The sequence below is a fragment of the Nocardioides mesophilus genome, assembly GCF_014395785.1.
Lineage (GTDB): Bacteria > Actinomycetota > Actinomycetes > Propionibacteriales > Nocardioidaceae > Nocardioides_B > Nocardioides_B mesophilus.
The window spans coordinates 1,687,957-1,699,593 of sequence record NZ_CP060713.1 but is presented as its reverse complement, the minus strand read 5'-3'; the positions used below and the strand labels follow the sequence as shown (position 1 = coordinate 1,699,593).

At 73.6% G+C, this 11,637-nt stretch carries 10 protein-coding genes; 1 reads left to right on the top strand and 9 read right to left on the bottom strand.

What is annotated here, in order from left to right:
• The 6 genes from H9L09_RS08035 to H9L09_RS08010 form a co-directional block, all read right to left on the bottom strand.
• Positions 1-936, bottom strand: a complete 936-nt coding sequence (locus H9L09_RS08035; protein WP_187580117.1) for a phosphotransferase — start codon at positions 934-936, stop codon at positions 1-3.
• Positions 937-980: 44 nt separating this feature from the next.
• On the bottom strand, positions 981-2,141 hold the full coding sequence (locus H9L09_RS08030) for a CaiB/BaiF CoA transferase family protein (protein WP_187580116.1): 1,161 nt from the start codon (positions 2,139-2,141) through the stop codon (positions 981-983).
• Positions 2,141-2,569 carry a hydroxyphenylacetyl-CoA thioesterase PaaI gene (gene paaI / locus H9L09_RS08025; protein ID WP_246456352.1) on the bottom strand — a complete coding sequence of 143 codons (429 nt, stop codon included), beginning with the start codon at positions 2,567-2,569 and terminating at the stop codon, positions 2,141-2,143. The genes H9L09_RS08030 and paaI overlap by 1 nt, the downstream gene beginning before the upstream one ends.
• Positions 2,566-3,042, bottom strand: coding sequence for a GNAT family N-acetyltransferase (locus H9L09_RS08020; RefSeq protein ID WP_187580115.1), 477 nt, complete (start codon positions 3,040-3,042; stop codon positions 2,566-2,568). The genes paaI and H9L09_RS08020 overlap by 4 nt, the downstream gene beginning before the upstream one ends.
• Positions 3,043-3,134: 92 nt before the next feature.
• Positions 3,135-3,935: an SRPBCC family protein gene (locus H9L09_RS08015; protein ID WP_187580114.1), complete on the bottom strand. Its 801-nt coding sequence runs from the start codon at positions 3,933-3,935 to the stop codon at positions 3,135-3,137.
• An 81-nt stretch (positions 3,936-4,016) separates the two neighbouring features.
• Positions 4,017-5,177: an alpha/beta hydrolase gene (locus H9L09_RS08010; RefSeq protein WP_187580113.1), complete on the bottom strand. Its 1,161-nt coding sequence runs from the start codon at positions 5,175-5,177 to the stop codon at positions 4,017-4,019.
• Positions 5,178-5,402: 225 nt separating this feature from the next.
• On the opposite strand from H9L09_RS08010, the gene H9L09_RS08005 reads away from it, so the two are divergent.
• Positions 5,403-6,572: a DUF6544 family protein gene (locus H9L09_RS08005; RefSeq protein ID WP_187580112.1), complete on the top strand. Its 1,170-nt coding sequence runs from the start codon at positions 5,403-5,405 to the stop codon at positions 6,570-6,572.
• Between the two features lie 32 nt (positions 6,573-6,604).
• On the opposite strand, the gene H9L09_RS08000 is transcribed toward H9L09_RS08005, so the two are convergent.
• Genes H9L09_RS08000 through H9L09_RS07990 form a run of 3 tightly spaced genes read right to left on the bottom strand, consistent with a single transcriptional unit; the run spans position 6,605 to position 11,539 of the window.
• Positions 6,605-9,052, bottom strand: a complete 2,448-nt coding sequence (locus H9L09_RS08000) for a GcvT family protein (RefSeq protein ID WP_187580111.1) — start codon at positions 9,050-9,052, stop codon at positions 6,605-6,607.
• A complete protein-coding gene (locus tag H9L09_RS07995; RefSeq protein ID WP_187580110.1) occupies positions 9,042-9,950 on the bottom strand; it encodes a phosphotransferase in 909 nt (302 codons plus the stop codon). The genes H9L09_RS08000 and H9L09_RS07995 overlap by 11 nt, the downstream gene beginning before the upstream one ends.
• Positions 9,947-11,539 carry an amino acid permease gene (locus tag H9L09_RS07990; protein ID WP_187580109.1) on the bottom strand — a complete coding sequence of 531 codons (1,593 nt, stop codon included), beginning with the start codon at positions 11,537-11,539 and terminating at the stop codon, positions 9,947-9,949. The genes H9L09_RS07995 and H9L09_RS07990 overlap by 4 nt, the downstream gene beginning before the upstream one ends.
• Positions 11,540-11,637: the final 98 nt, after the last annotated feature.

Below are 11,637 nucleotides of genomic sequence, written 5' to 3'. Positions count from 1 at the left end.
CTAGCCGAGAGCCGCCCGTACGTCCGGCCGCTCCAGCATCCGCAGGCACCAGGCGAAGTGCCCGTCGCTGCCCGAGGCGCTGTAGCAGGTGCTGGTGGCCAGCGCGTAGCCGGCGCGGTACGCCGCGAGCCGCTCCGCCGGATAGCCGAACCGGTCCGCGACCGCGGCGTCGAGGAGCGCCTCGGTGTCCCGCGCCCGGGGACCGTACATGTCGAACACGCTGGCGGCGACCGCGGCGTCGAAGGCGGGGTCTCCGACGGTGGTCAGGAACCCGAAGTCGAGCACCGCCACCGGCCGGGAGTCCTGGTCGACCAGGACGTTCGCCGGGATCAGGTCACCGTGCACCAGCCGCGGGGGCGCCGGCGGGAGGTCGCGCAGCCGCGCGACGACGGCCGCGGCGACGGCGTCGAGGTCCGGCAGCCGCGCCGCCAGCGGGCCCTGGGACCGCTCCACGCGGCGCTGCACGAGCGCGGCCAGCGAGCGCTCGAACGGCACGGTGCCGGTCGGGAACGGCTCCTCGCCCTCCAGCACCGGCAGCACAGCCATGCCCGCGGTCGGGACGACGGCGGCCAGCGCGGCCAGGGCGTCGACGACCGCGCCGACCTGCCGATCGGTGATCAGCGGCGGCGACGTGCCGCTCGGCTGCCACAGCGGCCGGCCCTCGAGGAGCGTCTCCACCGAGGCGCACGCACCGTCGAGGTGGAGGACCCGGTGGATCCGCGGCGTGCGCAGCGCCGGACCCGCTGCGGCGACCGCCTCGTAGAACGACTGCAGCCGGGTCAGCTCGGCCGCGGACCGGCTGCGCCAGAGCTTGGCGACCAGGCCGTCGCCGAGCGCCACGACGGTGCCCTCCATCCCGGAGCCGAGGACGGGCCCGGGCGCATGGCCCTGCGAGCGCAGCAGGTCCGCCCAGGCCGGGGTCAGCTGGTCCTCCACCGGACGAGGCTCTCACGCGGCCTCGCGCCCGAGACCGGGACCGGTCAGCCGGCCGGGTCCATCCCGAGCCACGCGCGGACCGCGGCGGTGTGCTCCCCGAGCAGCGGCGGGGGCAGGTGCTCGCGCCGGGCGCCCGAGAAGTCGTTGTCGTCGAGGCGCAGCGACGGCCCGGGCAGCTCGAGCCGGCCGGCCGTCGGGTGCTCGACCTCGACCAGCAGGCCCTGGGAACGGGTCTGCTCCCAGTCGTAGACCTCGTCGAGGCTGCGCACCTTGCCGGCCGGGATGCCGAGGTCGGCCAGCCGGCGCAGCCACTCCTCGGCCGGCAGCGCGGCCAGCGCCCGGTCGATCCGGGCGGCGAGCTCGTCGCGGAGCGCCACCCGGTCCGGGTTGCGGGCGTAGCGGTCGTCGGCGATGCCGAGCAGGTGGGCCAGCGCCCGCCACTGGGTGTCGTTGCCGCAGGCGATCTGCACCGGTCCGTCGGCGGCGTGGAAGAGGCCGTAGGGAGCGATCGAGGGGTGGTGGTTGCCGAGCGGCCGCGGCACCTCGCCGGCCACCGTCCACCGGGTGCCCTGGTAGGCGTGCACGCCTACCACCGAGGCGAGCAGGCTCGCGCGGACCACCCGCCCGCGGCCGGTCCGGGCCCGCTCGTGCAGGGCGGCCACGACGCCGTACGCCCCGTGCATCCCGGCGAGCAGGTCCGCGATCGGCACCCCGACCCGGGTCGGGCTGTCCGGGTCGGGGCCGGTGATCGACATCAGGCCCGCCTCGCCCTGGGCGATCTGGTCGTAGCCGGCGCGGCCGCCCTCCGGGCCGTCGTGGCCGAAGCCGGAGATCGAGAGGACCACCAGCCGCGGGTTCAGCTCGTGCAGCCGCTCGACGGAGAATCCCAGCCGGTCCAGCACCCCGGGACGGAAGTTCTCCAGCAGCACGTCGGCGCGCTGCACCAGCCGGGTGAGCAGCTCGGCGCCGTCGGCGGACTTGAGGTCGGCGACGACCGACTCCTTGTTGCGGTTGGCGGCGAGGAAGTACGTCGACACCGGCTCCTCGTCCGGCCCGACGAACGGGGGACCCCACGACCGGGACTCGTCGCCGCCCCCGGGAGCCTCCACCTTGATCACCCGGGCCCCCAGGTCCCCGAGCAGCATCGCCGCGTGCGGCCCGGACAGCGCCCGGGTGAGGTCGACGACCAGGACGTCCTCGAGCATCAGACCTCCTCGTCGAAGAGCGTGCCTCCGACCTCGCGGCTCTGCCCCGCGAAGGACGCGACCTCGGTGCCGTCGCAGCGCACGGTGACCGCGTAGCGGCCGTCCCGCTCGTCCCGGCTCACCTCGACGGCCTCGGCGACCAGCCGGTCGCCCTCGCGGGTCGGCGCCCGGAACCGGATCTCGCACAGCCGGGCGACCGTGCGGCGGTTGTAGGAGTTGCAGGCGAAGGCGAAGGCGGAGTCGGCCAGCGTGAAGGTCAGCCCGCCGTGGCCGATCGCCTGGCCGTTGAGCATGTCGGGGCGCACCACCATCTCCAGCGTGGCCCGGCCGGGGCCCACCTCGAGGATCCGCATGCCGAGGGCCTGGCTGGCGGCGTCCCCGGCCCACATCGCGGCCGCGGACCGCTCGGCGCGCTCCTGCGGCGTCACAGCCGCTTCTCCATCAGCGAGACGAGGTGCTCGTCGTCGCCGAGCCGGCCCACCTCGGTGTAGCCGCGGCGGGCGTGGAAGGCCAGCGACGCGTCGTTGCGCGGCACCAGGTTCACCTCGAGCGCCAGCCGGCCGTGCTGCTGCGCGTCGGCCTCCACGACGTCGTAGACCAGGGTGCCGAGGCCGCGCCGGCGGAAGTCCTCGTGCAGCACGATCCGGTCGAGGTAGGCGAAGGCGGGGTAGCGCTCGGAGAACCAGCGGTAGTTCTCCGAGTCGTAGGGCGAGCCGGACGGGAAGGTGACCACGAAGCCGGCGAAGGTGCCGTCGACGTCCACCACGTCGAAGCGCTCGGCCCAGCCTCGCAGCTGCCACAGCCGGGGCTCGTCCATTGGGGCGAGCTTGACGACGTTGCGCTCGTTGAGCGCCAGGATGGCGGGTACGTCGTCGGGCGTCATCGGTCGCAGCACGGGCACGCGCCCACCCTAGGGGCGCCCGGGCACCGGCCCGAGCCGGGTCCGCGCCGAGCACCGCGCCGGCACCGCGCCGGCGCTGCGCCGGCGAAGACTCAGGCCAGGTCGGCGGTGGCGCGCCGGGCCTCCTGCTCGGCGCGCTGCTTGATGCCGAGCAGCATCTTGCGCTCCATCACCGCGTGCGAGAGCTCGAGGTTGAGGATGTAGGGGAGTGCGGCCGGGCCGCGGTCCACCTCCGAGCGGGCGACCAGCCGGCACCGGTCGGCGTCGATCGGCACGACCACGTAGCAGCCCCAGTTCTCGATCACCAGGGACCGGGGCGGGTCGACGGCCGAGAAGGTCGTGCTGAAGCCGGGGAACAGCGTCAGCGGGTCGCCGGCCTTCAGGTCCTGCCACTCCTCGTGGACCCGGTCGGCGCTGCGCAGCCGGCAGCCGGCGAGGTTCTCCAGCGCGTCGTAGGAGTAGAAGCCGCCCTTGTCCTGGCCGATCTGCACCAGCCAGCGCCACACGTCCTCCGCAGGCGCCTCGATGGTGACCGCCCGGGTGATCCGGAACAGCGGCCGGCGGCCGGGATCGTCCCCGGGGTAGCTGGCGGCCCGCTCCTCGGGGGTGGCGCCCCAGTGCTGCAGCCACGGGCGCACCACGCCGCCGTAGACCCAGGGCAGGGCCAGGCCGAGTGCGGTCAGCCCCCACGCCGCCTGCCGGCCCCGGCAGGTCGACGCGCGCTCGGGCCAGCGGCGTACGGCGGCCACCGGGGCCACCGCGCTGGCCAGGGCCAGGGCCAGGGGCCCGCCGGAGACCACCGTCACCCCGCGGAGGATGGAGAGCACTCCGGCCTCCTCCGGCACCGACGTGCGGCGGCCCGGCGCCCGGCCGGGATCTGTCAGGACAACCATGGGTGACCTCCCTCGTCTCCTCGAGCCTCGTGGCTGCCCTTTGGACGGGTCAGGGCCGTTGGTCCGTGCGCCCCCGGGCTCTCAGTCCCGGGTGCCGAGGGCCTGGTCGAGGAAGGCCAGGACCCGTTGGCGCCACTGCACCGGGGCGGCCGCGAGCCCGCCGGTGTGGGCGGCGTCCGGCACCGTCCAGACGTCCACCCGCTCGGGGGCCGCTCCCTGCAGCGCCTCCGCGGCGAGCTTCTCGTCCGGCTCGGCGCCCGCGGTGACCAGCAGGAACGAGGTGCCGGTCGCCGAGCCGACCGCGGTGCGCAGCGTCGTCGGCGGCCTGGCCGGGGTGAGCAGGTCGGTGAAGCCGTAGGTCATCGCGTCGAAGCCGCGGGTGATCGCCCCGGCGACCCCGCCGGGCAGCCAGGTGTCGCGGTCCGCCGCCGTCCGGGCGGTCACCCCCTCGGCGACCACGGCCCGGATCCGCGGGTCGGCGGCGGCCGCACCGACCGCCTCCTCGCCACCCATCGACAGCCCGAGAACGCCGATCCGGTCCGGGTCGACCCCGGGTCGCCGGACGAGGTAGCCGAGCGCGGCGGTGGTGTCGGGGTCGCCGTACCAGCCGAAGTCCATGCCGCGGCCGCCGCTGCGGCCGTGCCCGCGGGCGTCGACGATCAGCAGCCCGTAGCCGTGCCGCCCGAGCACGCCGGCCTGGGCCAGGGTCGCGGTGCGCGTGGAGCCCGCCCCGTGCATCACCACGACGGCGGCGCCGTTGCGGGACGGGACGAACCAGCCGGACAGGCGCACGCCGTCGCCGGTGGTGAAGCCGACCTCGCGGTAGGGCAGGCCCTGGTCGGCGGGGGTGGAGCTCCCGAGCTCGGTCGGGGGCACCACGGTGGCGGCCACCGACAGCGAGACGGCGAACGCCACGACCAGCACCAGCAGGGTCGCGGGCACCAGCACCAGCCGCCACCACCGGTGCAGTCCCCGCCAGGCGACGACGCCGGCATAGCCGAGCAGCATCAGCCCGGTGGCCAGCAGCGCGAACCCGATCACGGTGGTCGCCGTGAGGCCGGTCTTCTGCAGGTAGCGCACCCCGATGCCCGCCCCCGCCCCGGTCGCCGCGGTGCCGACGACCAGGGCCACCAGCGCGGCGAGCACCGGATGCTGCCAGCGGACCGGGCCACGGCCGACCGGCAGGCCGCCGTGGCGCGGGGACCGGATCTGCCCGTGCCGGGTCGGTGTCGCGCTGCTCATCATCGCCTCCGTCGTGGTGCCACGCCTCCACCGTCCCTCCGGGACCGCGCCACGGGCAGGGACGATCGCCCCGTCCCGGCCGGGCTGTCGGGCACGCGTCGCCGGGCGGCCGCGGCGCTTCCGGCGGGGCCCGCGGGACGTGCGGCCCTCCCCGGCGTACCGGCCGGGGCGCAGGCTCGCAACCGGGGCCGGTGGATCACCGGGGTGGTGAAGGAGGGGCGGGTCATGCGGACTGCGGCGCGGTACGTCGTCGGCGTGGTGGTCCTGCTGCACGGGGCCGTCCACCTGCTCGGCGTCGTCGAGGGCTGGGGCCTGGCCGACGTCGAGGCGCTGAGCCGGCCGGTCTCGCGCGCCGAGGGTGCGCTGTGGCTGCTGGCCGCTCTGCTCGTGGCCGCGGCGGCGGTGACCCTGATGCTGGACGTGTACCGCTGGTGGGTCGTGGCCGCCGTCGCGGCGGTGGTGTCCGAAGCGGCGATCGCGACCTCGTGGGGCGACGCCTGGGCCGGCACCGCACTCAACGTCCTGCTGCTGCTGGTCGCGGTGCACGGCTACGCGGTGGAGGGTCCGGGCAGCTTCCATGCCGAGTACTCCCGGCGCGCCGCCACGGCCCTCGGCAGCCACGCACCAGGACGGCCGGTCACCGAGTCGGACCTCGCCGCCCTGCCGGGACCGCTAGCCGACTACCTGCGCCGCGGCGGAGCGGTCGGACGGCCCCGGGTGGGCAGCTTCCGCGCCGTCCTGCACGGGCGGATCCGCAGCGCACCGGACGCGCCCTGGATGTCGTTCACCGCCGAGCAGGTCAACACCGGCGGCCTCGCGCCGAGTCGGTTGTTCCACATGGACGCCTCGTTGCACGGGGTGCCCGTCGACGTGCTGCACGTGTACGCCGACGGGTCGTCGAACATGCGGGCGCGGGTGCTGTCGCTGTTCACCATGGTGGACTCCAGCGGCCCCGAGATGCTCCGGGGCGAGACGGTCACGGTCTTCAACGACCTGTGCCTGCTGGCGCCCCCGGCACTCCTCGACGCCCCGGTGACCTGGCAGCAGCTCGACGAGCGCCGGGTCCGCGGCGTCTACACCGCGTTCGGCGAGACGGTCTCCGCGGAGCTGCGCTTCGACGACCAGGCCCGGCTCGTCGACTTCGTCTCCGACGACCGGCTGCGCGCCTCCGCCGACGGCACGAGCTTCACCCGGCTCCGCTGGTCCACCCCCTCGACCGGGTTCGGCGCCCCGAGGTCCGAGCCGGTGGTGGTGAGCGGGGAGGCCCGGTGGCACGCACCGCCGCCGGAGGGCGAGTTCACCTACGCCGAGGTCCGGGTGGACCGGGTGGAGACCGATCCGGGTGCGCCGGCCGCGACGCGGCACCGGCGGCTCACCCCGGCCCGGGCCCGTTGAGCACGGGACCGGCGTGACCGGCCGATCTGCGGTCAGCCGCGGATCCGGCCGTTGTCCGGGTCGTACGGCGGCCGCAGGGCCACCTGCGCCGGGCACCGCAGCCCGCCGGCGTCGACGACGTACGAACCGGCGCGGACCCAGCCGGCCGTGGTGGTGCCGGCCGGGTCCGCGACGTAGGCGAGGCCGACGCACGCGCCGACCGTCTCCCCCCAGGCGGCGCTGGTCACCTGCCCGACCGGGGCGCCGTCGCGGAGCACCAGCTCGCCGCCCCACAGCATCGGCTCGGCGTCGTCGAGGACGAACGAGACCAGCCGGCGCCGGGCGCCGGCGGCGCGCTGCCGCTCGAGCACCTCGCGGCCGAGGAAGTCGATGTCGGTCTTCAGCTTGCAGGCGAACAGCAGGCCGGCCTCCAGCGGCCCGTGGTCAGGGGTGAGCTCGCGGCCGAAGGCTCGGTAGCCCTTCTCCAGCCGCAGCGACTCGATCGCGGAGTAGCCGGCGTCGACGACCCCGAGGTCCGCGCCGGCGCCGAGGAGGTCCTCGTAGACCCCGAGCGCGAGCTCCACCGGCACGTAGAGCTCCCAGCCGAGCTCGCCGACGTAGGTGATCCGGGTGGCCCGCACGGTGGCGTGACCCAGCCACACCTCGCGGCTGGTGCCGAAGGCGAAGTCGTCGAACGCGTCGCCCGAGAGCCGGTTCAGCAGCTCGCGCGACCTCGGCCCCATCACGCCGAGCACGGCGTACGCCGAGGTCACGTCGACCACGTGCGCGTCGAGCCCGGCCGGGACGTGCCGGCGGAGCCAGTCCTGGTCGCGCTCGGTGGTCGCCGAGCTGCTGACCAGCAGGAACTCGGTGCCGGAGAGCCGGGTCACGGTGAGGTCGGACTCGTAGGTGCCGCGGGCGTTGAGCAGCCCGGTGTAGGTGACGGTGCCGACCGGGCCGGAGACGTCGTTGGTGCACAGCCACTGCAGCGCCGCCTCCGCGTCGCGGCCGAGCACGAGGTACTTCGAGAACGAGGTCTGGTCGAAGACCGCGACCGCCTCGCGGGTGGCGCGCTGCTCGGCGGCGGAGAAGCGCAGCCACCGGGGCTTGCCCCAGGAGTAGTCGAGCTCGGCGTGCCGCGCGTCGCCGGCGAAGAACAGCGGCCGCTCCCAGCCCATCCGGCTGCCCCAGCATGCGCCGCGCCCGGCGAGCCGGTCGTGCAGCGGGGACCGCCGGAACGGCCGGGCCGACTCCAGCTCCCGGTTCGGCCACGGGATCGCGTAGTGCAGGCCGAGCACCTCGCCGACCCGGTCGCGCAGCCAGCGGCTGTTGCCGTGGAAGGCGGCGAACCGGCGCAGGTCCACGCCGGTGAGGTCGGTGTCGGGCTCGCCGTCGACGATCCACTGCGCCAGCGCGCGACCGGCGCCGCCGGCCGAGGCGATCCCCACCGAGTTGAAGCCGGCGCCGACGAAGAAGCCGGGCAGCCCCGGCGCCTCGCCGAGCAGGAACTGGTTGTCGGGGGTGAAGCTCTCCGGGCCGTTGTAGAACTTGCGGATCCCGGTGTGCGCCAGCGCCGGGATCCGCAGCAGCGCGTTCTCCATCAGCACCGCGAAGTGGTCCCAGTCCTCCTCGAGCAGCGCGAACTCGAACGGGTAGGGGATCTCCTCCGGGGACACCCAGGGCTTCGCGACCGGCTCGAAGCCGCCGACCACGAGGCCGCCGACCTCCTCCTTGAAGTAGGTGTAGCCGTCCGGGTCGCGCATCACCGGTAGGTCGGGGTGGACTCCCTCGATCTGGTCGGTGACCACGTAGAAGTGCTCCGCGGAGTGCAGTGGCACGCTCACCCCGGCGAGCGCGCCGACCTGCTTGGCCCACTGGCCGGCGCAGTTCACGACCACCTCGGCCTCGACGTCGCCGCGGTCGGTGCGCACCCCGCAGGCCCGGCCGTCCCGGGTCAGCACCCCGACCACCCGGGTGCGCTCAGCGATGACGGCGCCGCCGAGCCGGGCGCCCTTGGCCAGCGACAGGGTCAGGTCGGTGGGGTTGGCCTTGCCGTCGCCGGGCAGCCAGATCGCTCCGACCAGGTCGTCGACAGCCATCACCGGCCACTTCCCGAGGGCCTCGGCGGGGGTCAGCAGCTCGCAGTCGAGGCCGAACGCGGCCGCGGTGGCCGCCGTACGGCGCAGCTGGGTCATCCGGTCCTCGCTGCGCGCCACGATCACGCCGCCGCACTGCTTGTAGCCGGTGGCCAGGCCGGTCTCCGCCTCGAGCGAGGCGTAGAGCTCTGCGGAGTACTGCACCAGCCGGGTGCCGCTCTCCGAGGCGCGCAGCAGCCCGACCAGCCCGGCGGCGTGCCAGGTGGTGCCGCCGGACAGGCTGCCCTGCTCGAGCAGCAGCACGTCGTTCCAGCCCAGCTTGGTCAGGTGGTAGGCGACGCTGGTGCCGATCACGCCGCCGCCGATGATCACCACCCGGGCGCGGTCCGGCAGGTCAGTCGTCACGTTGCACGTCCTCCAGCAGGCGGGGGTGGTCGGCGGAGCCGAAGCCGGCGGCCGCCTTCTCGAACCGCTCCAGGCCCCAGGCCCGGAAGTCGAACTCCAGACTGCTGCGCGAGGCCTGGATGGCGCCCCAGAGCGCCCAGCCGTACTGCGAGACCAGGGCCTGCAGCCGGGCCCGGGCGATCGCGTGGCGCAGCGGCCGGCCGAAGTAGGCGGTGACGAGCGCGTCGAGCTGGTCGGGCTCGAGGTCGCACTCGGTGCCGATGTTGCCGAGCTCGAAGCAGGCGTCGTTGTTGCCGGAGTACTCGTAGTCGATCAGCCAGAGCTTGACGCCGTCGTCGACGAAGTTCCCGGCCAGCAGGTCGTTGTTGCACGGGACGGTCGGCCCGGCGCGGACCGCCAGCGCCCGGCGTACCTCCTGGAACTGCTCGTCGAAGGACTCGTAGCCCTCCGGCAGCCAGAAGCCGTGCTCGTGCACCACCCGCAGGTAGCCGGCCTGCCGGGCGAACATGTCGAAGTCGTTGACGAAGCGCGGGCCGGCGTGCAGCGTCCGGCAGGCGGCGGCGACCCGGTCGAGCACCCCCGGCGTGCCGAACGAGTCGTTGTCGAAGGTGACGCCTGGGATGTAGTCGATGACCAGCATCCCGAGGTCGGGCCGGTAGTCGACGACGCCGGCGCCCACCCCGGCCTCGGCGGCGGCGCGGCTGTTGTGGAACTCGGCGTCCCGGTCGATGCCGAGCAGCGCCGCGTCGCCCCGGAAGACCCGGGCGACGAAGGTGCCCCCGGGCGTGCTGACCTTGAGGTTCTGGTTGGTCAGCCCGCCCGGGAGCTCCTCGACGTGCCGTGGCCGTCCCGCCAGCAGGGGTACGGCGTCGAGCCGCTCGTCGAGGTCGGGGGTCACTCGCCGAAGGCCTCCAGAACCGCCTGGTCGATGGTGTGCTTCGGGCCGGTGAACCACTTGCGGGCCGAGAGCTGCCACCACAGCGCGAGCAGCAGCAGCGAGCCGATGGTCAGGAACGGGGCGTAGTTGACGAACTTCCAGGAGAAGTTCTCGGAGAACGGGACTCCCTGCGGCACGAACGGCAGGATGAAGTAGATGCTGATCACCGCGATCTCGATCACCGCGACCAGGTTCATCCACTTGTACTTCGCGCCGTTGTTCCAGGTGCCGGCCTCGAACGCGTCGCCGAGCCGCCAGCGCTGCCAGATCGGGATCAGGAACGCGAGGTAGAGCCCGATCACCGCCACCGAGACGACCGCGTAGAAGGCGGTCGGCACGATCAGCGGATCCGCGGCGGTCCCGATGTTCACCTCGACCAGGGCCGGCAGCGTGATCAGCGCGGAGACCACGGCGACCAGCATCACGGCGTACGCCGGCACCTTGCGGGCGGTCACCTTGGACCAGTGCTGCGAGCCGGGCACGGCCCGGTCGCGGCTGAACGCGAACAGCATCCGGGACGCGCTGGTCATGCAGGCCGTGGTGCAGAAGAACTGGCCGGCCGCGGAGATGAACAGCACCAGCGCGGCGATGTTGGCGCCGAGCGAGGAGGTGAAGATGTAGGCGACTCCACCGGCGCCCACCCCGGCGTTGTCGGGGCCGCCGCCCGCGGCGTCGGGGACCGCGAACAGGAAGGCCAGCAACAGGATCCAGCCGCCGATCGCCGAGTAGGCGATCGAGCGCCAGATGCCCTTGGCGGCGCTGTCCGCGGCGGAGTGGGTCTCCTCGGAGAGGTGTGCGGAGGCGTCGAAGCCGGTGATCGTGTACTGCGTGAGCAGCAGCCCGAACGGCATCACCAGCAGCCAGTACATGACCGAGGAGTTGCTGCCGCCGTCGTAGCCGGAGTTGTTGAACCGCTCGGTGAAGACGTAGCCGATGCTCTGGTGGTTGTCGGGCACGAAAGCCAGGATCAGCACGATCGCCAGCGCGCCGACGACGTGCCACCACACCGACACGTTGTTCATGACCGCCATCAGGTGGCCGCTGAAGATGTTGAGCAGCGAGGCGATCGCGAGCACCACCACGAAGATCACGAACACCCGGGTGAGCGAGTAGCTCGAGGCGAACGAGTCCGAGAACGTCGACAGGGTCAGGTCGATGAACGTGGCGCAGCCGTAGGCCACCGACGCGGTGACCGCGATCAGGCCGATCAGGTTCAGCCAGCCGGTGAAGAAACCGGCGCGGGGGCCGCCCATCTTCGAGGCCCACCAGTAGATGCCGCCCGACGTCGGGTAGGCGGAGACCAGCTCCGACATCGTGAAGCCGATGATCAGGATGAAGATCGAGACGACCGGCCACCCCCACGAGATCGCGATCGGCCCGCCGTTGTTGAAGCCCTGGCCGAAGGTCGTGAAGCAGCCGGCGAGGATCGAGATGATCGAGAACGAGATGGCGAAGTTGGAGAAACCGGACCAGCTCCGCGAGAGCTCCTGCTTGTAACCGAGCTCGGCCAACCGGCGCTCGTCCGCATCCAAGTGAGACTGGTCAGCCATGTGCGCTCCTTGGCAGTCAACGAAGTGGGCTCAACGTAGCGCCGGGCCGGAAAGGACGTCCATAGCCCGGCGGCAAAAGGTTTGAAGTCAAACCATTG